This window comes from Synechococcus sp. R60.1, assembly GCF_047461835.1.
In the GTDB taxonomy this organism is placed as follows: Bacteria; Cyanobacteriota; Cyanobacteriia; order Thermostichales; family Thermostichaceae; genus Thermostichus.
Window position 1 is genome coordinate 1 of sequence record NZ_JANSIA010000052.1, and the last position, 19975, is coordinate 19975.

Annotated in this window: 18 protein-coding genes; 10 read left to right on the plus strand and 8 right to left on the minus strand. The window is 55.8% G+C overall.

Features of this window, described 5'->3' with window-relative positions:
* Positions 1-242: 242 nt before the first annotated feature.
* Complete coding sequence (locus NW834_RS08490; RefSeq protein WP_414419419.1) at positions 243-2171, minus strand: S9 family peptidase; 1929 nt, start codon at positions 2169-2171, stop codon at positions 243-245.
* Between the two features lie 384 nt (positions 2172-2555).
* On the opposite strand from NW834_RS08490, the gene urtA reads away from it, so the two are divergent.
* From urtA to mnmH, 6 genes are all read left to right on the plus strand, one after another.
* Positions 2556-3830, plus strand: a complete 1275-nt coding sequence (gene urtA / locus NW834_RS08495; protein WP_414374653.1) for an urea ABC transporter substrate-binding protein — start codon at positions 2556-2558, stop codon at positions 3828-3830.
* A 104-nt stretch (positions 3831-3934) separates the two neighbouring features.
* The gene (urtB, locus tag NW834_RS08500) at positions 3935-5092 is read left to right on the plus strand and encodes an urea ABC transporter permease subunit UrtB (protein ID WP_414419418.1); all 1158 of its coding nucleotides are present in this window, start codon (positions 3935-3937) and stop codon (positions 5090-5092) included.
* 3 nt (positions 5093-5095) lie between these two features.
* Positions 5096-6304 (plus strand): urea ABC transporter permease subunit UrtC, encoded by a 1209-nt coding sequence (gene urtC / locus NW834_RS08505; protein ID WP_011430742.1) that lies wholly within the window; start codon positions 5096-5098, stop codon positions 6302-6304.
* Positions 6305-6474: 170 nt separating this feature from the next.
* On the plus strand, positions 6475-7242 hold the full coding sequence (gene urtD / locus NW834_RS08510) for an urea ABC transporter ATP-binding protein UrtD (protein ID WP_011433599.1): 768 nt from the start codon (positions 6475-6477) through the stop codon (positions 7240-7242).
* Between the two features lie 34 nt (positions 7243-7276).
* On the plus strand, positions 7277-8041 hold the full coding sequence (urtE, locus tag NW834_RS08515) for an urea ABC transporter ATP-binding subunit UrtE (protein ID WP_414331328.1): 765 nt from the start codon (positions 7277-7279) through the stop codon (positions 8039-8041).
* Positions 8042-8260: 219 nt separating this feature from the next.
* Positions 8261-9325 (plus strand): tRNA 2-selenouridine(34) synthase MnmH, encoded by a 1065-nt coding sequence (gene mnmH / locus NW834_RS08520; protein WP_414416925.1) that lies wholly within the window; start codon positions 8261-8263, stop codon positions 9323-9325.
* Here mnmH and NW834_RS08525 read toward each other — a convergent pair.
* The 3 genes from NW834_RS08525 to NW834_RS08535 all read right to left on the minus strand — a co-directional run bounded on the left by NW834_RS08525 (position 9318) and on the right by NW834_RS08535 (position 12354).
* Positions 9318-10121 carry a M55 family metallopeptidase gene (locus NW834_RS08525; protein ID WP_414416926.1) on the minus strand — a complete coding sequence of 268 codons (804 nt, stop codon included), beginning with the start codon at positions 10119-10121 and terminating at the stop codon, positions 9318-9320. The genes mnmH and NW834_RS08525 overlap by 8 nt on opposite strands.
* Before the next feature lie 192 nt (positions 10122-10313).
* Positions 10314-11348: an adenosine deaminase gene (locus NW834_RS08530; protein WP_414419417.1), complete on the minus strand. Its 1035-nt coding sequence runs from the start codon at positions 11346-11348 to the stop codon at positions 10314-10316.
* Between the two features lie 127 nt (positions 11349-11475).
* Positions 11476-12354 (minus strand): isoaspartyl peptidase/L-asparaginase, encoded by an 879-nt coding sequence (locus NW834_RS08535; protein ID WP_414419416.1) that lies wholly within the window; start codon positions 12352-12354, stop codon positions 11476-11478.
* A gap of 235 nt (positions 12355-12589) precedes the next feature.
* Here NW834_RS08535 and NW834_RS08540 point away from each other — a divergent pair, with 235 nt between their 5' ends.
* Positions 12590-14194 carry an NAD(P)H-quinone oxidoreductase subunit 4 gene (locus tag NW834_RS08540; RefSeq protein WP_414357523.1) on the plus strand — a complete coding sequence of 535 codons (1605 nt, stop codon included), beginning with the start codon at positions 12590-12592 and terminating at the stop codon, positions 14192-14194.
* Between the two features lie 51 nt (positions 14195-14245).
* On the opposite strand, the gene NW834_RS08545 is transcribed toward NW834_RS08540, so the two are convergent.
* Positions 14246-14842 carry a Uma2 family endonuclease gene (locus NW834_RS08545; protein ID WP_414357524.1) on the minus strand — a complete coding sequence of 199 codons (597 nt, stop codon included), beginning with the start codon at positions 14840-14842 and terminating at the stop codon, positions 14246-14248.
* A 65-nt stretch (positions 14843-14907) separates the two neighbouring features.
* Entirely contained in the window at positions 14908-15654 is a 747-nt protein-coding gene (locus NW834_RS08550; RefSeq protein ID WP_414412638.1) for a rhomboid family intramembrane serine protease, read from the minus strand.
* A 207-nt stretch (positions 15655-15861) separates the two neighbouring features.
* Here NW834_RS08550 and NW834_RS08555 point away from each other — a divergent pair, with 207 nt between their 5' ends.
* Positions 15862-16536 carry a response regulator transcription factor gene (locus tag NW834_RS08555; protein ID WP_414342386.1) on the plus strand — a complete coding sequence of 225 codons (675 nt, stop codon included), beginning with the start codon at positions 15862-15864 and terminating at the stop codon, positions 16534-16536.
* 88 nt (positions 16537-16624) lie between these two features.
* On the plus strand, positions 16625-17569 hold the full coding sequence (locus NW834_RS08560) for a hypothetical protein (RefSeq protein WP_414342385.1): 945 nt from the start codon (positions 16625-16627) through the stop codon (positions 17567-17569).
* A gap of 172 nt (positions 17570-17741) precedes the next feature.
* Here the strand turns inward: NW834_RS08560 and psb35 are convergent, their stop codons facing one another.
* Positions 17742-18050: a photosystem II assembly protein Psb35 gene (gene psb35, locus NW834_RS08565; protein ID WP_041437432.1), complete on the minus strand. Its 309-nt coding sequence runs from the start codon at positions 18048-18050 to the stop codon at positions 17742-17744.
* Positions 18051-18190: 140 nt separating this feature from the next.
* On the minus strand, positions 18191-18409 hold the full coding sequence (locus NW834_RS08570; RefSeq protein ID WP_414419415.1) for a hypothetical protein: 219 nt from the start codon (positions 18407-18409) through the stop codon (positions 18191-18193).
* A 184-nt stretch (positions 18410-18593) separates the two neighbouring features.
* Between NW834_RS08570 and NW834_RS08575 the strand changes: the two genes are divergently transcribed.
* Positions 18594-19871: a cysteine desulfurase gene (locus tag NW834_RS08575; RefSeq protein WP_414419414.1), complete on the plus strand. Its 1278-nt coding sequence runs from the start codon at positions 18594-18596 to the stop codon at positions 19869-19871.
* Positions 19872-19975 lie beyond the last annotated feature (104 nt).

A 19975-nucleotide genomic window follows, 5' to 3' on the forward strand; every position in this document is an offset into this window, starting at 1 on the left:
GTAGTAATCCGTACTGAACATATTATACATTATTTTCAGTATAGTTGAGCTTATTATTGACTAGAGTCATGCTCTCTTACCAGCAGTCGCGACAGTGTTGCGGAGCAATATCGATGACTCCATCCGGGTTGGCTGGTAAGTCCATCATAGAGGGGCTGCTCTGTCGCGACAGCGTTGTGGAGCAACAATGGGCCATAGATGGGACGGGATCCCTTTCTATTCGACCCATTGAGCAGTCATCATCAGATGTCCAAGTTCTCGATCCGAACCGGCTCAAGAGGTTCTGCCAGCGGAAACCCCAACACCTGGGCATAAAAGTAAAGCTCTGCCTCCAAAGCCCGTTTGATGTTGGCCGCCTGGCGAAAGCCGTGTTGCTCTCCCTCGAAGGGCACATAGGCCACTGGGATCCCTTTGGCCCGCAGCGCTGCCACCATCCTCTCTGCCTGATTGGGGGGCACGATGGCGTCTTCCAAGCCTTGAAAGAAGATAACCGGACAATTGAGGCCCTCTAGGTGATGAATGGGGGAGCGCTCCCGGTAGAGATCCCGTCGCTCTGGGTAGGGGCCAATAAGGCTGTCCAAGTAGCGAGACTCGAACTTGTGGGTCTCCTGGGCTAGGGCTTCCAGATCGCTCACCCCGTAGTAGCTGGCACCCGCCCGGAAGACCCTGTGGAAGGTCAAGGCCGCCAACGTGGTATAGCCGCCAGCGCTGCCCCCTTGAATGAGCAGCCGTTCCCCATCCACCTTGCCCTGTTCTGCCAAAAATTGGGATCCGGCGATGCAATCTTCCACATCCACCAGGCCCCACCGGCCTTTGAGGGCATCCCGATAGGCCCGTCCGTAGCCGCTGCTGCCCCGGTAGTTCACATCCAAAACGGCAATCCCCCGACTGGTCCAGTATTGGATCCCCAGGTTGAGCACCGCTGCCGTCGCCCCGGTGGGCCCGCCGTGGCTTTTCACCAGCAGGGGTGGCTTTTCGCCAGCAGGGGCAACAAAGTCTCGGTTTTTGGGGGGATAGAAGAAGGCGTAGGCCACTTCCTTGCCGCCACCGGTGGGAAAAACAATGGGCTCTGGGATCGACAGATAGTCGGGATCCACCGCCACGCTGCTGGAACGGGCCACCACCTCCACTTGGCTGGAGGGTAAGTCTAGGCAGACCAAGGCAGTGGCTTCCGTCGGGGATCCGGCCAGGAAAGCGGCTTTTTCCCCACTCACCTGCAAACCGCTGATCTGGGTGTAGGGCAAGGGGATCCCTGCCAACTGTCCTGAATGGGGATCCAGATAAGCCAGATGAGACAGCCCGTCTTGTTCATAACAGGCCAGGATGCGCCCATCGCCACAGAAGCCGTAGGTGCTCAGGCCAAACACCCACTGCGGCTCTCCAAACTCCGCTTCCATAGGGCAGAGGGGAATGGGGCCCTGGGGATCCCAGCGATAGAGGTTCCACCAGCCGCTGCAATCGGAAACAAAGTAGAGATCCCCTTGCGGTGACCACTGGGGCTGGAAGATCGACTCGGCAGGGCCACCGGCCAGCTTTTGAGGTTCTCCCAAGCTGCCGTCAGGGTTCACCTCAGACCGCCACAGCTCTGTGCCGTCCCAGGGCATTTGGGGGTGATCCCAGGTCAGCCATACCAAGGTCTGGCCGTCTGGACTGAGGCGCGGGCTGGCGTAGAAGTCGTGCCCAGAAGCCAAAATCTGCTGGGATCCGCTTTCCAAGTCAATCGAGACAAGGCTGTTTTCCGGCTCTCCCTGGCGGCTGTGATCCTCCCGCACACAGAGGATGCGTCCACGCGCCCGATCCACCACCCCATCTGCATAGCGATAGGGGCCTGCTTCCGTCAGGGGCTGGGGATCTGAACCCGGCAGCAGGCGGTAGAGCCGTTGGTCAGCGAAGTTGCAAAAATACACTACCCCTGCCGACACCCAATAAGCTCCGCCTCCATACTCATGCACCCGCGTCCGCACATTGAAGGGTGCTGGCGTGAGTTCCACAGGGATCCCGTCGGCAGAGCGCCGCATCAACACATTGCGCCCTTTTTCTTGCGGGCGACCCTCCGTCCAGTAGAGATCCCCCTGATCCCAAACCATCTGTCCCAAGCGCAGGGATCCCGTCACCACCAGGTCAGCGGTAATCGGGGATCGCCAAGATCCATAGCCAGCCTGTTGCACCATAAGCTGTTAACTCTCAACTAATTCTCGACCCCAGAACCCCTATTATGCCGGCAGCAAGGGATCCCTGCCTTTGCCTACAGCCTGTGGGGAAAGGGCTCGGATTCTGGGAAAAGGTATCCCGCGATACAATTCTCTCCGGGCCGAATGGGTTTGATGGAACACGTTAAGGCAACAGGGACGCACGACGCTTTCTCGACTGCAGGATTAGCCTTTTCCTCTGTTGATGTTGGGAAGGCATTCGGTGAAAGCCTCAGCCGACTGCAGTTGGGCAAATTTAACACATGGGCGAGGTGATGAGCTAGGTGCTTCCCTCTATTGGCCGGGCTGCTGCAACAACTGGACTTCTTAATACCCTTTGCACTCACTTCGTTTCGGAGATCACCGATGGCTCTATCATTTAATCGTCGTCAAGTGCTGAAAATGGGCGCTCTGGCCGGAGCCGGGGCGGCCCTGGGGCCGCAGATCTGGGTGAAGCGGTCTGTGCCCGCCTACGCCCAGGGAGAGACCATTCGCGTTGGCATTTTGCACTCCCTCAGCGGCACCATGGCCATTTCGGAAACCAGCGTGGTGGATGCGGAAAAGCTGGCCATCAAAGAGATCAATGCCGCCGGTGGGGTTTTGGGCAAGCAGATCGAGCCGATTATCGAGGATGGGGCTTCCGATTGGCCAACCTTTGCCGAGAAAGCCACCAAATTGATCGATGTGGACAAGGTGGCAACGGTGTTTGGATGCTGGACTTCGGCCAGTCGCAAAGCCGTGTTGCCGGTGTTTGAATCCAAGCAGCACCTGCTCTGGTATCCCGTGCAGTACGAAGGACAAGAGTGCTCCAAAAACATCTTCTACACCGGCGCTGCCCCCAACCAGCAGATCGAGCCTTCGGTGGAATGGCTGCTCAAGAACAAGGGCAAAGAGTTCTTCCTGGTGGGATCCGACTACGTGTTCCCCCGCACGGCCAACACCATCATCAAGGCCCAGTTGGAAGCCCTGGGGGGCAAAGTGGTGGGTGAAGACTATCTGCCTTTGGGCAACACAGAAGTTACCCCCATCATCAGCAAGATCCGGGCCGCTCTTCCCAATGGCGGTGTGATCTACAACAGCTTGAATGGCGACAGCAACGTGGCCTTTTTCAAACAGTTGAAAGGGGCAGGGCTGGGGCCGGATCGCTATCCTTCCATGTCCGTCAGCATTGCTGAAGAAGAGGTACAGGCCATCGGCCCCGAATTCTTGGAAGGGCACTTCGCCGCCTGGAACTACTTTATGACGGTGGATACGCCTGCCAACAAGAAGTTTGTGGAAGCTTTCAAGGCAGAATACGGCCAAAACCGCGTCACCAACGACCCGATGGAAGCCGCCTACATCATGGTTTACATCTGGAAGCAGGCAGTGGAAAAAGCGGGAACAGTGGAAATCGACGCCGTGCGGCAGGCAGCCTATGGCCAGACCTTTGATGCCCCAGAAGGCTTGGTAACCATGAACACCAATCACCACCTGACCAAGTATGTGCGGATCGGCCAGGTGCGCTCTGACGGTTTGTTTGATGTCATCTTTTCTACGGATGCCGTGGAGCCGCAGCCCTGGAACCAGTTTGTGGCAGAGACCAAGGGCTTTGCCTGCGATTGGTCAGATCCGGCCAAGGGCGGTCGCTACAAAGTCAGCTAGTCCTGGCCAGGGCTGGGATCCCTTGCCGTTTGGATAGGGTCGGGGATCCCGCTCTGCCGCTTAAGAAGCTTCCCCGGTCAAGTTGGAAGGAGGATCCCCTGCCGATGACCTTGCTCTTGGATAGCTTGTTTAACGGCCTTAGCATCGGCACCGTCTTGCTGATAGCCGCTCTGGGCTTGGCCATTGTTTTCGGCCTCATGGGGGTCATCAACATGGCCCATGGGGAGCTGATGATGTTGGGGGCCTACACCACTTTTGTGGTTCAAAATGCCTTTCGTCCCCTAGGGGATCCCTGGCGGGATCTGTACATCTTCCCAGCTTTGGTAGCTGCCTTTGCCGTCACGGCTCTGGTGGGACTAGCCCTGGAGCGGGGGGTGATTCGCTTTTTGTATGGCCGACCCTTGGAGACCCTTTTGGCCACCTGGGGCGTGAGCCTGATCCTGCAGCAGTTTGTGCGCAGCGTCAATTGGGTGCTGGCTTTCCGCTTGGGGGCCTTCGCGGTGCTCTTTTTCGGCGGCTGGTGGCTTTTGTCCAGGCGAACGGATTGGCCGCGCCTCAAAGGGTGGACGCTGGCGCTGCTACTGGTGCTTTCCACGGCCATTGCAGCGGTGGGGGGGCGGGTGCTGGCGCAAACCTATGCTTTAGCAGTCACTCAACCCTGGTTTGGAGCCCAGAACAAAGATGTGACCGCTCCCCGTTGGCTGGGGGGTGGGATCCCGGTGGGCAGCCTGTTTTTGCCCAATACCCGCCTGTTTATCATCGCCCTCACTGTCTTCTGCATCCTAGGGCTGTACTTCTTCTTGCAACGCACCCGCTGGGGGCTGCGCATCCGGGCGGTTACCCAAAATCGGGCCATGAGCGCCTGTGTAGGGATCCCTACGCAAAAGGTGGATGCCCTCACCTTTGCCGTCGGCTCGGGTCTGGCGGGAGTGGCCGGCGTAGCGGTCAGCCTGCTGGGATCCGTGGGGCCGAACACCGGCCAAAACTACATCGTGGATACCTTTATGGTGGTCGTCGTGGGGGGTGTCGGTAAGCTTTTGGGCAGCATTGTGGCAGCGCTTGGGATCGGGATTGCCAACTTTGTCATCGGTTCCGGGACGCTGGCTTTGATTTTTCCCAACGTGCCCATCCTGACCGATACCCTCAACTTTTTTGCCACCACGAGCATGGCCAAGGTGATGGTCTTTGCTTTGATCGTGGCCTTTTTGCAGGTGCGACCTCGGGGCCTTTTCCCCGAAAAAGGTCGTATGGTGGATGCCTAGGGAATGATCTCGCTTGGCGAAAACTCTAGGACCAGACTCTCCATCTTCTACTCCCTCACAAAGCCCATGAAACTGGTTCATTCCCCCCGTGCTGATCATGAAGTGGCTGCTCCCGCCGCGGGTGGGGATCCCAATTCTTCTCGCAAGCTTCTGTGGGAGGCCGGGATCCTCATCGTTTTGGTGCTGGCCTTGATCTTTGTGGCCCCAACTGTGCTGTCTGGCTTTCGGCTCAACTTGTTGGGGCGGTTTCTGGCCCTCAGCATTGTAGCTTTGGGAATCGACCTCATCTGGGGCTATACCGGCATGCTCAGTCTGGGACATGGGGTGTTCTTCGCCTTGGGGGGCTACGCTCTGGGGATGCACCTGAAGTTGCAATTGCCGGAAGGTCAGATACCGGAGTTTTTCAGCCTCTACGGGGTAACGGAATTGCCCTGGTTTTGGTACCCCTTTTATTCGTTTCCGTTTACGGCTGTTGCTGTTGTCTTGATCCCGGCTTTGGTGGCAGCAGCCCTGGGGTATTTGGTGGTGAGAAATCGCATTCGAGGGGTTTATTTTTCCATTTTAACTCAGGCCACCACGATTATTTTCTTTAACTTCTTCAACGGCCAACAGCGCTTAATTAATGGCACCAACGGCCTGACCAACTTCCAGACTTTGTTTGGCCTGGATGTCAACTCGTCCGAGATGCGCTTCGCTGTCTATGTCACTACAGTTCTGGCGGTGGTTTTGGCTTACCTTCTCTGTCGTTGGCTGACCAGCGGCCTATTCGGTCGGATCCTGGTAGCCATTCGAGATGACGAGCCGCGGGTTCGTTTTTCCGGCTACGATCCCACCGGCTTTAAAGTTCTGGTGTTTGCCGTGTCTGCTGCCCTGGCGGGTGTTGCCGGAGCTTTGTTTACCTTGCAAACTGGGATCATCTCTCCCAATGCGATGGCCGTTCCCTTTTCCATTGAGATGGTAATCTGGGTGGCGGTGGGCGGTCGGGCCAGTTTGGTGGGGGCGGTGCTGGGGGCTCTGTTGGTCAACTTTGCCAAGAGCTTGCTGAGCGAAAATTTTCCGGAGATTTGGCTGTTTTTCCAGGGGGGATTGTTCCTGTTGGTGGTGCTGGTGCTGCCGGATGGACTGGTGGGTTGGGTGCGCACCCAAGGCAGGCAGCTTTGGGTCACCGTTCAGCTTTGGCGCAGGCGTTTGGCAAATACTTCTCCAGCCTAAATCTGGCTTTCTCTTGAGGATGTCAGTTATGTGCAAGATATAAGTTTAAGGTAAGAGGATCCCATGGGTGAGCCAGCGATGCCAAGTTTCCTCTCCTATTTGATGGGTTTATTTGATGGGTTGAGAATCCGGTTTGACCTTTGGCCTTTCCGTTCTTGGATGTGATCCCTATGCTCACTGCAGCTCCCACCGCTACCCGACAAATTTTACAAACTCAGGATCTCACCGTCAGCTTTGATGGCTTCAAGGCTTTGGACAGGCTGAACTTCTCTCTGGAGGAAGGGGAGCTGCGGGTGGTCATCGGCCCCAATGGGGCAGGCAAGACTACGTTTCTCGATGTGCTGACGGGCAAGGTTAAGCCTACTCGAGGCCGGGTGCTGTTTAAAGGAAAAGATCTGACCAAGCTCAAGGAACATGAGATCTCGATTTTGGGTGTTGGGCGCAAGTTTCAGACGCCGCGGGTCTATCAAAACTTGAGCGTGCGAGAAAACTTGGAGCTATCCCTCAACCCTGACAAAAGGGTTTTTTCCACCCTATTGGGCAAAAAGCATCTGCGAGAAAAAACGGATGCTCTTTTGGAAACCATTGGCCTCAGCCGTAAGGATCGGGTTCCGGCAGGGCTGCTTTCCCACGGAGAAAAGCAATGGCTGGAGATCGGCATGGTGATTGCTCAAGATCCGGATTTGCTGCTGCTGGATGAATGCGTGGCCGGGATGACGGACAAAGAAACAGAAGCTACAGGAGAGTTAATTCAATCCTTAGCCCAAAGCCACACCATTTTGGTGATCGAACATGACATGGTGTTTGTCCGACAAATTGCCCGCAAGGTTACCGTTTTACACCAAGGCTCGGTGCTGTGCGAAGGTACCTTTGAGGATGTGAAAAACGACCCGCGAGTGATTGAGGTCTATCTCGGATCCCACAAGGGGAAAAACTAAGCAAAGAGGCTATAGTTCTGTATCTAATCGACTCATGCGCAGGCCTATGAATACGGAAAACGCGACCGCAACACAAAACTTATCCCGAGATGGATCTGGGCCTCTCCTGGAGGTCTCCAACTTGAGGGTTTACTATGGTCAGAGTTTAATTGTGAAGGATCTCTCTTTTAAGATCTTTCCCGGCCAAGCGGTCTGCCTTCTGGGTCGCAATGGCATGGGCAAAACCACCACGCTTAAAGCCCTGATGGGGCTTCTGAAAGACTGCACAGGCAAAATTGCTTTTGAGGGCCGTCCTATCAACCATTACCCTCCCAATTGGCGAGCCCGTGCCGGTATCGGATATGTGCCCCAAGGTCGAGAGATATTTCCCCGCCTAACGGTTGAGGAAAACCTGCTGGTGGGTCTAGAAGCGGCACCGGACAGAGAACGGATCATACCTGAGTTTGTCTATGACCTATTCCCAATTCTGCGTTCTTTTCTTAAACGGCTGGGTGGGGATTTGAGCGGTGGGCAGCAGCAGCAACTGGCCATCGCCAGAGCTTTGGTGGCAGAGCCCAAACTTTTGCTCCTGGATGAGCCTACAGAAGGGATCCAGCCCTCTATCATTATCGAGATCGAAGAAGCCATCAGCCGCATTCAAAAGGAGCGGGGCGTTTCGGTGTTGCTGGTGGAGCAGTATTTTGAGTTTGCCCAAAGCCTAGCCGATTACTTTTATCTTATGGAAAATGGATCCCTTATCATGGAGGGGCCGACTGACCAAATGGACGAAGAAAAAGTCCGAGCTCACCTTTCTATCTGAGGTGGCACCTGGAGAGCCTGAAAACCTCTATAACTTTTTTGAGAGCGGCAAATGGCATCCTGCATGTTCCAGAGACCTTGCCTAAACTTCTGGAAAAGCGAGAAGTCCACCTGCGAGGGGATAGGCTAGGGTTAGCCCTGGGCTTCCTTGAGCAGCAGCGTTGGCTAAGCTAGAAACTGTTCAAGATTGCGCTAGCTTGCCATTTCCATCCACAGGTTTGTGTCTCCTCCGATTCACTTCACTGCAGAGCCCTGGCTGCACACCTACAGCGAAATTATCGATGTGCGCTCTCCGGCAGAGTTCGCAGAGGATCATTGGCCGGGAGCCATCAACTTGCCTGTACTCTACGATACAGAACGGGCGGAGGTGGGCACGCTCTACAAGCAGGTGGATCCCTTTACAGCCCGCAAACGAGGGGCAAGCTTGGTGGCCCAGAACATCAGTCGCCACTTGCAAACCCATTTTGCCGATAAAGATCGCGATTACCGGCCCCTAATCTACTGCTGGCGGGGAGGGCAGCGCTCTGCCAGCTTGGCATTGGTGTTGTCCCAGGTGGGCTGGCAGGTTACGGTTTTGCAAGGTGGCTACAAAACCTACCGGGCCTGGGTGCGCCGACAGCTGCAGATCTTGCCCCAGGAATTTACCTACCGAGTGCTCTGCGGACCAACAGGGAGCGGCAAAACCCAGTTGCTTCACCATCTGCGCCAACAGGGATCCCAAGTTCTCGATCTGGAAAAGCTGGCCTGTCACCGGGGATCCCTCCTGGGGGCCGAGTGGGGGGTGCCACAGCCCAGTCAGAAGAGCTTTGAAAGTCAACTGGTGCAGGTTTTTCTCCAGTGGGATCCCGCCAAGCCAGTCTGGGTGGAGGCTGAGAGTGCCAAAGTGGGCCAGCTCCATCTGCCGCCTGCCCTTTGGCAAGCCCTTACCCAAGCCGACTGTGTCGAAGTGCAGTTGCCTCTAGAGGAGCGGGTGAAGGGGCTGATCGCCCATTATCCCCACTGGATTGCTCACCCCCAAGCGCTGAAGGAAAAATTGCTGCTTCTGAAGTCCCGTCTTGGCCAGGGCCGCTTGCAGCGTTGGTTTGAGCTGATCGACGCCCAAGACTGGCCGCAGTTTGTGCAGGAGTTGCTGGAGCAGCACTACGACCCCACCTATCGACACGGGCTGCAGCAAAACTTCAATCGCCTTCGGGCCCGGATTGAGCTGTCTGACCTTTCCGAGACCAGCCTCAGGGAAGCTGCTGCTCGCCTCATCCAGATGCCGCTTGGATCCCTGGCTAGGTGAGCACGATAAACTCCAAAGCCCGCAACACCTCAAACCACTCGGAAACTTCCAGCCGAACCGTGGAATCGGCAATCCACCGGCAGCCGGGATAAAAAGACTTGCGGTAGGCCCGAGCGGGATCCTTGTAGTCCACTTCCAATTGAAAGTGATCCGGCAGTGGGCGAGGACGGTAGGCCGACAGCCGCCTCAGGGATCCCTCTACACCTTGGCGGATGGCCTGTAGAACCTGCTGCGGATGTGGCGTAATGACCGACTGGCCTATCCCTTTGTGGGTGACCACCGTCTCGATGTGGGCGTCATAAGCTTTCGCTGCGGCACACACCTCCGCATCTCCGGCTACAAACACAACCGGGACTCCCTCATAGGCAGCCGTGAGGCTGACCAGGTGAAACTCGGCGATGGCCTGGCCGTTCAGCCGGATTTGGCTAACTTCGGTGGTGTAGGTGTGGGCGAGGGGGTTGGCAGCAGATCCGGCGCGGGCATGATAGCCGATTAGGAGCAGGGCATTGTAACTGCGATCCAACTCTTGCACCATACAGTAGGGGTGGCCGCTCCAGCCGCGGATGAGTTGCACCGGCTCCGGCAACCGTTCGGGGATGAGGTTCCGCCCTGAGTCATGGGCATCTTTGACTGTGATCTGCGTGGCTCCGGCAGCCAGGGATCCCTCACAAGCCGCGATCACTGCTCGGGTCATCTGCTCTCGGAATGCCTCGTAACCCGGCTGGCCGATGGTGGCCTCATCCCAATGGCTGATGCCGGCGATCCCTTCAATATCGGCACTGATATAGACCTTCATGCTTGGCTCAGTAGACTCAGCATTGGATTCTGTTGGGCTTCATCCACCCTCGGATGCCGCTCAGCATCGCTCTGGGCAAGGGATCCAAGCGGTTATTTCCCTTGCGAAAATTGCCCCCGGCTCTGCTGTGGATCCCTTCCCTATTCTCAAGAAGCTCGGATGAAGAATAAAGACTCCGTCCCGCTGAGGGGATCAGAGAGCCACCAAAGAAGCAGATACCCCCTGCTGTAACTCCGACAACAATGAGGCCGGACGCCCCTTATAGGGCCAGGCAAAAGCGTGACGAAAAGCTGCTTCCTGGCAGTGTTTGAGCTGCTCGAAATCGATGATGTCGTGGGTTACCAGGTTTTCGTACTCAAACGGCAGCCGCACATTGTGCAAGCCGGCGTTGTCGGTGCAGATGGCGATATCCACCCCCGCCTCAAAGCAGCGGTCAAAGACAATCTTGAGGGGCTCCAAACTGGGCAGGGTTCCCGTTTTTAGATAGGTGGTGGGACAAACTTCTAGGCATTGTCCTCGCCGTGCCAGCTCCGGCAGCAATTCTGGATAGTGGAGGGGGATCTGAATGCCGTGGCCGATCCGCGAGACATAGGGCAGCAACTGTGGGTAGCAGCCATCCAAAGTTTCGTACAGGTGGGCAGTGGTTTTCAGGCCGCGGGCCAGCGCATACTTGAACAGCTCAATCCACTCGTCCATCCGTTCGCCGTAGGGCTTGTCTCCCCCGGCCAGGTCGATGGCACACACATACTCCGACTCAGCGGCAGCTTCCACCATGGCCCGGTTGATGTGGCTGGGCAGGCGTGAATGCAAACAGACGATCTGGGTGGTGACGATGGGATACTCCCGCTGCTGGCTGGCCTGCCCCACCGTCTCGATTACCTGGCGCATCTGCTTGAGGCGCTCCCCCTCATCCAGGCTGGGATCCGTGCGTAGGTAGGGAGTGTAGCGAATCTCCAGGTAGGCCAGATCCTCAAAGACGTAGGCTCCCCGCAGCAGGCGGTAGATAAAATAGGGCAGGGTTTCCAGGGTCTGCACCTGTTCCACCAGCGTGTGCAGCTCCAGGTAATCCTCGAGGGTGTTGCGCGGGCGGGTGTAGAACTCCTCGAACTCGGCATAGGTGGGAAAGCGCTCTGCCACAGGGGATCCCTGGCGGTGAAAATAGCGCCACAGAATTCGGGGGACAACCGAACCGCCCAAATGACGGTGCAACTCCGCGTGAAGTGCCATAAACGCTCTACAGTGGCCCGCCAGGGGGCAGACTTGGTTTGTTTAAGTACTATTTCTACTCTTATCCTACTCTTATCCAACCGCCTCAGGCTTGTCCAGGTCTAATCCCGCAAGCCCGGCTAGAAGTTTAGATCGTCAAGCCGATCCCCTGCCCATCGTGATAGGCGGCCAGCAGTAGGTCGGTGGTGGTATCCCAAGCAATCTCGCCCGAGCAGGATAGAGCGATGGCCCCAAAGGAGCGGCGACGTTGGCGGGCCTCTTGAAAAGACTTGGCCATGGCAGCCTTCAGGCTGAGGCCATCTTCCACTCGAATCACAATCCGCGCCGCCAAGCTCTCATCCAAAATATCTTCCCCGACACCGGTGCAACTGACCCCCGCCACCGCACTGGCATAGGTTCCCGCCGGAGTGGCCGAATCGCTCACCCGCCCCACCCGTTCAAACCCCCGCCCGCCGGTGGAGGTGCCGGCACAGATTTGCCCCCGTTGATCCAGCGCCACCGCCCCCACCGTGCCCATGGCCAGAGCAGTGAGAACCCTAGTTGGGGGATGGGTTTGGCGCAACTGCACCCACTCTTGAACCCGCTTGAGAGTGGCCGGGTCATAGACCGGCAACTGCAGCTCCCGCGCCAGCTCTGCTGCCCCTTGTTCGGCCACCACGCGATCCGGGCTTGATTGCAGAGCCTGGGCCATGAGGATGGGATGCTGAACTCGGCTGACGTTGATCACCCCGCTAAAAGACTGGGTGGCCCCGTTCATGAGAGCGGCGCTCATGCGGATTTGCCCATCCGATTGCAAGACCGACCCCGTCCCGGCATTGTAGAGCGGATCATCCTCCAGCAACTGGCAGGCATGCATCACCGCCGCCTCGGCACTCTGCCCAGCCAACAGCAGCTCGTAGGTGCTCTCCACCACCTGCTGCAGGGATCCCCTCACTTTTTCCAGGCTGCTTTCCCCTTCCAGGGCGCTGCCGGCTCCGCCGTGGATGATCAGTTTGGGCTGAGGCATGATGAGATCGGTTACCTTGTGAGAACAGTGGAAGACTATATTTTGATTTTCGGGTACAACATCCACCCATGCATCTGCTCCATCCCAGGGATCCCAACGCAAAGGGAGAGGGAGCCTTAAGATAATCCTGTAGATTTGCTAAGCATAGATACTCAAGGGCGATTCTGGTAAAGGGCTGTCGGATTGCAGCCGGCAGGGATCCCCCTGATGGTATGGCACAAGCGAGGTTACATCCATGGCGCTGCCCAGCTTGCACGAGTTTCCTTGGCTGACCACGGTCATCGCTTACCCTGTGTTGGCCGCCCTATTTATTCCCCTGATCCCAGCACCGGCTGGGGATCCCAGTACCCGCGCCTACGCACAAAAGTTGGCCGAGCGGATCCGCTGGTTTGCTTTGTTCATTGCGGTCACGGATCTGCTGATTCTGCTGGCCGGCTTCTATGTCGGCTACGATCCCGGCCAGACAGGTTTGCAACTGCTGGAGCGCTACACCTGGGTACCCCAAGTGGGCTTGAGTTGGTCGGTGGGGGCTGATGGCCTCTCCATGCCCCTGATCCTGCTCACGGCGTTTATCACTACCCTAGCCATCTTGGCCGCTTGGCCGGTCACCCTCAAACCTCGCCTCTTCTACTTTTTGATGCTGGCCATGTATGGCGGTCAGATCGGGGTGTTTGCCGTGCAGGATATGTTGCTGTTTTTCCTGATGTGGGAATTGGAGCTGATCCCGGTGTACTTGCTCCTCTCCATTTGGGGGGGATACAACCGCCTGTATGCGGCCACCAAGTTCATCCTCTACACGGCTCTCAGCTCCCTGTTTATCCTGGTGGCAGGTCTGGCTATGGCCTTCTACGGGGATCCCATCAGCTTTGACATGACGGATCTGGCCCACAAGACCTATCCACTCACCTTCCAACTGCTGATGTATGGGGCCTTCCTCATTGCCTATGGGGTGAAGCTGCCCATTTTCCCCTTGCACACTTGGCTGCCCGATGCCCACGGCGAGGCCACTGCGCCGGTGCACATGTTGCTGGCCGGGATCCTGCTCAAGATGGGGGGCTATGCCCTGATGCGCATGAATGCGGGCATGCTGCCGGATGCTCATCTTTACTTTGCGCCGGTGCTGATCGTGTTGGGGGTGGTGAACATCATCTTTGCCGCCCTCACCTCTTTTGCCCAGCGCAACCTGAAACGGAAGATCGCCTACTCTTCCATCAGCCACATGGGCTTCGTGCTCATCGGTATCGGATCCCTGACGGAGATCGGCATGAGCGGCGCCATGCTGCAGATGATCTCCCACGGGCTGATCGGGGCCAGCCTGTTCTTTTTGGTGGGGGCCACCTACGACCGCACCCATACGCTGGAGCTGGAGGAAATGGGCGGCGTTGGCCTGAAGATGCCCAAGATCTTCTCCATGTTCACCGCCTGCTCCCTGGCTTCGCTAGCCCTACCCGGCATGAGCGGCTTTGTGGCCGAGATCATGGTGTTTATCGGCATGGCCACCACCGATGCCTACTCTCTCCCCTTCCGGTTGGTGGTGGTTTTCCTGGCAGCAGTTGGGGTGATCCTGACCCCCATCTACCTGCTGTCGATGTTGCGGCAGATTTTCTTTGGCCCAGAGAACAAAGAGCTCACCGAACACGAAGAGTTGGTGGATGCCGAGCCACGCGAGGTGTTCATCATTGCCTGTCTGCTGATCCCAATCATCGGCATTGGCCTCTATCCCAAGCTGGTGACCAGCCTCTACGACCAATCCACCAACGCCTTGGTGGCGCTGCTGCGGCAGGAACTGCCCCAAACTGGTGAGACGGTTGCCCAAGCCCCTGCCCTCTACAACAACTGAATGTTGAATTTGAATTGAGAATTGAGGGATGGAAGGAGATCCACTCTTTTTCTATCCCGCATTGGACTTGTGGCTCTCGCCAGCTTGAACTTGCATCCAGCCGAACAAAGTTGCGATTGTCAGTTGGATCCCTGAGGCGAAGGCGGGAGCGGGGATCACCTCTTGGGGATCCTCATGTACTGTCGGCTGCTGCCCGGCAGGGTAGGCGAAAACAACCCTTTCTTCGGGAGCCACGATCCACCCCATTTGGCAGCCGTGATCCAGGCCGATCAAGATTTTTTTGACCAGCTTCATTGGATTTTGATCGGGAGAGAGAATCTCGATCATCCAATCAGGGCAAAAGGGGATGAGATTTTGAATGGTGCCATCTTCATCTACAGGGATCCGATCCCAGGGGATCACAGAAATATCGGGCACAATCGCATATCCGGCGAAGGTGCAGCGCAGCTCTGGAAATGCCATTCCCAGTTGAGAAGGCTCCAACATCTCGTTAATGAAGCTACCCAGTTTTAGTTGGAGACGGCTATGTTTTCCCTGTGGCATGGGCTTCTGGATAATTTCTCCTTTGATGAACTCGCTGGCGGGCTGAGTTTCCGGCTGTTGGAGAAAGTCTTCCAGAGTTAGAGGCTTGGCAGATAGACTGACCATGGCTTTCTCCCATCACGCTGCTATCCGATTAACAATAGACTGAGAAAGTATCAAAGCTGATCAAATCAAAACAGATCCCTGTCACGTTGTTGCCAAGTCATTTGGCGGTCATAAGGGCTTTTGCCGGAAAACAACCCCATCAGCGGCCCCAAAATGGCCCCAAACACAAAACCGCCCGCATGGGCCCAGTAAGCAATTCCCCCACCCTGCATACCGATATTGGTAGGCGTCTGTAGGCTGGCAATGCCGTAGAAAGCTTGCTGGATGAACCAAAAGCCCAGGAACACCCAAGCCGGAACGTAGAGGGTTGTGATGAAAATACCCAAGGGCACCAAGGTTAGGATCTCGGCCCGTGGAAAGCGCAAAATATACGCTCCCAATACGCCGGCAATAGCGCCGCTTGCCCCCAGTGAAGGAATGGGGGATCCCATATCGAAAAACCACTGCGTTAGCGCAGCCAAAGCTCCGCAAGCCAGGTAAAAGATGAGGTAGCGCACATGGCCCAAGCGATCCTCAACGTTGTTGCCGAAAACCCACAAAAAAAGCATGTTCCCGCCAATGTGGAGAAAGCCCCCATGCAGAAATTGTGAGGTGAATAGGGTTACCCATTCTGGACGCGACGAAGAGGTGAGCTCCCCTCGAAAACTGGCCGTCAACTCTATCGGTACCACTGCCCACTCTCGGAAAAAAGCTGCCAGCTCTTGTGGCGACAGGGTTAGCTGGTACAGAAAAATTAAGATGTTAACGATCACCAGGGCATAAGTGACATAGGCTGTGCGGGTGGTTGGGTTGCGATCTTGCAGGGGTACCACAGTTAAGATCCAGTCGACGTCACCCTCTAGCCTAACCTGTCCTTTCCCACCCCCCCAGGCTCACCTCTAAGCCCCTACCTGAGGCTACACTGGGGTAGTCGGCTGGGAGCTATGCTTGCAGACGGATCCCTTGCCGACGAACGCATCTCGGCCAAGCTCGCTCGGCAGAGAATGGACTACAAGATAAGGATTTAGAGGAGTGGATTGATGCCCGAGGTTGAAAGCGCCACTGCCCCGCTCAAGTTTTTGATCGTCGAAGATCATCCAGAGGTGGCCCAGAACAACTGTGAGTGGCTGCAACGGATTGCAGCCGATGCTCAGTGCATTACGGTCACCAACCCTATGGACGCCATCCTGCGCTTGCAGCGGGAACAACCAGACTTGGTTGTAGCCGATCTGCTCTACGGTCAAACCAGCGGGGAGCAGTCTGCCGAGCCTGGCCTAGAGTTCCTGCGTCATATCTTTGAGAACTACCCCACCCTAAATGTGATGGCCTATTCCAGCGAGCCGCTGCTGCTAACTCCATTGGTGGGCCTGATCAGCAAACACCAGGGTGGGTTTGCCGCGGTCAACAAAATGGAACGGCGCACCGTGTTTCTGGAGGGGGCCAAAAGCGCCCTGAATGGAGAATTGCGCATGCCGCGGGAGTTGCGCGGTCTTACGAAGCTGACAGAACGAGAAATTGAGGTCTTGAACTTGCTCTGCAAAGAAGCCCTCACCGACCAAGCCATTGCCGATCGCATTCACACCAGCAAGAAGACCGTACAAAACTGTATCCAGAGGCTCAAAGAAAAGTTGGATATTTTCGGCTCTGAGGATGAGATCAATGCTCGCGTTGCCATGTGTATGACAGCCGTTCAGAAAAAGATTATCCAGTGGTGAAACAGAATAGATTATGAGTTTGTCTCTAAACACTACTTTGGCATAGATTGCCAATGGAGCTTATCCAAGAAGTGAGGGGGGATAAGTGATGTTATTAGAGGCCGAGACAAAGCTGGTACGGGATAAGTCACTGGGATACCTCGTAACAACAGAAGAAACGCCAATCGAGAAATGGAGCCCTTTTACTTTGCTGATGCGTGTTGTGTCGGTATCTTTATCTACATTGCTACTTATTGGACTTCCTATCTTCGCAGTTCTATCGGCAATACTTTCTGCCTTAGGGACATGGATCCCTAGCACTTTGGCCAGTGGCATACCTCCTATTGCTATGGCTTTTTCTGGATTGTTGGGTGGTTTATCGATGCTTCTTTGGTACTATTGGTACTCAAATCAACCCTATAAATCTAGGGTTGTTATTTTGAGCAATGGCTTCATTTATCATGACATCTATCGTGACATCCTAGGAAAGCAGAACAGACTTGCCTATAGGTATAACGAAATTGTCTCAGTGAACGTGGACTTCAGAAAGAAGAGTGTCGGTTTTGTCAAATCAGAATGCTACCCATACTACAGCTACTACATCAATTGCCAAGGAAATCCTGTCGTATCTATATCTTCCCCGTCTTTGCCTTTGATGAGGTATGTAGCCAGCTACATTTGCTCCACGCGCTGGAAAGGCATGAGAGAAGCAATTGAGCGTGGACAAGAGGTTTCATTTGGATGCGTTGCCATAAGTAGGGAGTACGTTAGAGTCGAGGATTTCGGTTCTTCAGAGCGATTGTTATTTAGGATCCAGGCTATCAAAGAGATTAAGCTGTGCATTGATAGTGAGGATGGTTACGTATTCCGCCTGGAGTTTATCTCAGGGTCTAGGTCAACAAAGAGCTCTGATTGTTACTTCCGCTGTGACAAGGTAGATAACTTCCATCTATTTTTCAAGACACTCAAGCTTGTGGGTATCCCTATGAACCTTTCTGAGCTTCCAGCACGTCTCACCTTTGAGAATCATATTAGACAGGCAACAGATGGCTAGACACCAACCGAATGGAGGAGGCACCGATCTTTGGGTACAGCCTTTCCAGGAGATAAGCGAGGTAGTACTGCACGGCAAAGACAAAGAGCACGCATGAGGAAAAAGCAGGCTTCCATAGCTTCCGCCTTTATTTCCTCGAGACGACTGGGCGCCGGACAGCTTTCAACTTGGATCAGTGGATCCCCAGTGCAGAGGCAAACACACTGTGGCCCACAATGGCCTCTACCACAACACTTATGGCAAACCCCAACATGGCCAGCCGTCCGTTCCATCGCTCCGCCTTCTCCGTCCAGCCAATCTCCCACTCCGGCGGGGTATCGCCATCTTGACCGTACTGCGGCACATACCGCGGGCGACTGGCACTCTCCCAACCGGCAGGGCGCTTGGAGTTGAAGAAAGCCATCGAACCAATCACAACAGCAGCCACCAACCCGGCCACCATTACGGCAATGTAGGGGAGGAAGGGATTGTCAAGCATCATTGGATTGTCAAGATAGGGATTGAAGGAGGGTGAAAGAGCTGGATGAAAGGGTAGAGCCATGACATCTCAAAGCCGAAGAGAAACTCTCTGAGATGCCCGATGTGGCTCTACCGAAAAGTTCTTTGACAGATTATTGCAGGTTATTGCAGACCTAGCCACTGGGCGAGAGTGCTGGCAAAAACACTGTGGCCCAACGCCGCTTCCGTAGCGATGCTGATCACCAAGCCCAACATGGCCAAGCGTCCATTCCAACGCTCTGCTTGCTCCGTCCAGCCCGGAATCCAGTCGTTGGTGGTGTCGTAGTACTGGGCAACAGAAGCGGAGTCCAGACGAGAAGGGATTCTGGAAGACGATTGCATTGCTAATACCTCGTATTGGTTGCTGTAACCAAAGTTAACACAAAGTTACATTTTGTGACAAGCTTCGCTTTCAGATCAGGGAGGAAGGGATCCCTGGATGCTGGAAGGGATTGGGCGGATGGGTTTGCCGAAGGCTGGCCGGAAGCGATGTCATACTGAGGGAAGCAGGCTTTTTGCGCAGACCATGGCGGTATCCCCCCTTTCTTCTCTCAAGCTTGACCATTCTTTCGATCTGGCTGCCCAGGTGCGGTCAGATTTTCCGATTTTGCAGCGCCAGGTCAACGGCCACCCGCTAATCTACTTTGACAATGCCGCCACTTCTCAAAAGCCACTGGCGGTTATGCAGGCGATGGATCATTACTATCGACACTGCAACGCCAACGTGCATCGTGGGGTCCATACGCTGAGCAACGAAGCCACAGATGCCTATGAGGGGGCGCGGGAAAAGATCGCTCGGTTTGTGAACGCGCCTTCTCCTCAGGAGATCATCTACACCCGCAATGCCAGCGAAGCCATCAATCTGGTGGCCTACAGTTGGGGCTTGAGCCATCTGGAGCGGGGGGATGAGATCGTCCTCTCGGTGATGGAGCACCACAGCAACCTAATCCCGTGGCAATGGGTGGCCCAGAAGACGGGAGCCCACCTCAAGTTCATCCAGATCACGCCAGAGGGAGAGTTGGATCTGGAGCACTACCAATCTTTGCTCAGCGACCGCACCCGCTTGGTGGCGGTAACCCAGGTCTCCAACATGCTGGGATCCATCAACCCCGTTCAGGAGATTACTGAACTGGCCCATCGTTACGGAGCCAAGGTTTTGCTGGATGCCTGCCAGAGCGTGCCCCACATGCCTGTGGATGTCCAGGCGCTGAATTGCGATTGGCTGGCCTTTTCGGGGCACAAGATGTGTGGCCCGACGGGGATCGGCGTCCTCTACGGCAGGCGGGAGCTGCTGCGAGCGATGCCTCCCTTTTTGGGCGGGGGAGAGATGATCGCCGATGTGTACTGGGATCACGCCACCTATGCGGATATCCCCCACAAATTTGAAGCCGGTACGCCGGCGATTGCCCAGGCGGTGGGGTTAGGGGCAGCCGTAGATTACTTGAGCCAGATCGGTCTGGAGCGGGTTCATGCCCACGAACAAAGGTTGATTGCCCACCTGTTGGACGGGATCCAGCACATAGCGGGTATTAGGGTTTATGGCCCCAAGGATCCGGCGCGACGGGCAGGGCTGGTTAGCTTTTCGGTGGAGGCTGTCCATCCCCATGACCTGTCTACTTTACTGGATGAGCAAGGCATTGCCGTTCGAGCGGGGCACCACTGCACTCAACCCCTCCATCGCTATTTGGGAGTACAATCCACTGCCCGAGCCAGTGTTTACCTGTACAACACGTTGGCGGAGGTGGATCGCTTTTTAGACGTGTTGGCAGAAGCGGTGGAGTTCTTCGGCGCTGCCCTAAGCTAGGGATCCGGGATAGACCTCTGAAGAGATGAGCATGCCTCTAACCCCCAAAACCCTGAACTTTGCTGAATTTACTGAGCTTTAGGCGGTTTGGCAAAAGTCATTGA

Excerpts from the sequence above, each read along its gene's own strand:
- NW834_RS08560 (WP_414342385.1), top strand. The coding sequence starts at position 16,625 with ATGTTATTAGAGGCCGAGACAAAGCTGGTACGGGATAAGTCACTGGGA.
- NW834_RS08530 (WP_414419417.1), bottom strand. The coding sequence starts at position 11,348 with ATGGCACTTCACGCGGAGTTGCACCGTCATTTGGGCGGTTCGGTTGTC.
- urtA (WP_414374653.1), top strand. The coding sequence starts at position 2,556 with ATGGCTCTATCATTTAATCGTCGTCAAGTGCTGAAAATGGGCGCTCTG.
- urtE (WP_414331328.1), top strand. The coding sequence starts at position 7,277 with ATGCGCAGGCCTATGAATACGGAAAACGCGACCGCAACACAAAACTTA.
- urtC (WP_011430742.1), top strand. The coding sequence starts at position 5,096 with ATGATCTCGCTTGGCGAAAACTCTAGGACCAGACTCTCCATCTTCTAC.
- NW834_RS08555 (WP_414342386.1), top strand. The coding sequence starts at position 15,862 with ATGCCCGAGGTTGAAAGCGCCACTGCCCCGCTCAAGTTTTTGATCGTC.
- NW834_RS08540 (WP_414357523.1), top strand. The coding sequence starts at position 12,590 with ATGGCGCTGCCCAGCTTGCACGAGTTTCCTTGGCTGACCACGGTCATC.
- NW834_RS08570 (WP_414419415.1), bottom strand. The coding sequence starts at position 18,409 with ATGCAATCGTCTTCCAGAATCCCTTCTCGTCTGGACTCCGCTTCTGTT.
- urtD (WP_011433599.1), top strand. The coding sequence starts at position 6,475 with ATGCTCACTGCAGCTCCCACCGCTACCCGACAAATTTTACAAACTCAG.
- urtB (WP_414419418.1), top strand. The coding sequence starts at position 3,935 with ATGACCTTGCTCTTGGATAGCTTGTTTAACGGCCTTAGCATCGGCACC.
- NW834_RS08525 (WP_414416926.1), bottom strand. The coding sequence starts at position 10,121 with ATGAAGGTCTATATCAGTGCCGATATTGAAGGGATCGCCGGCATCAGC.
- NW834_RS08545 (WP_414357524.1), bottom strand. The coding sequence starts at position 14,842 with ATGGTCAGTCTATCTGCCAAGCCTCTAACTCTGGAAGACTTTCTCCAA.
- NW834_RS08490 (WP_414419419.1), bottom strand. The coding sequence starts at position 2,171 with ATGGTGCAACAGGCTGGCTATGGATCTTGGCGATCCCCGATTACCGCT.
- NW834_RS08535 (WP_414419416.1), bottom strand. The coding sequence starts at position 12,354 with ATGCCTCAGCCCAAACTGATCATCCACGGCGGAGCCGGCAGCGCCCTG.
- psb35 (WP_041437432.1), bottom strand. The coding sequence starts at position 18,050 with ATGATGCTTGACAATCCCTTCCTCCCCTACATTGCCGTAATGGTGGCC.
- NW834_RS08575 (WP_414419414.1), top strand. The coding sequence starts at position 18,594 with ATGGCGGTATCCCCCCTTTCTTCTCTCAAGCTTGACCATTCTTTCGAT.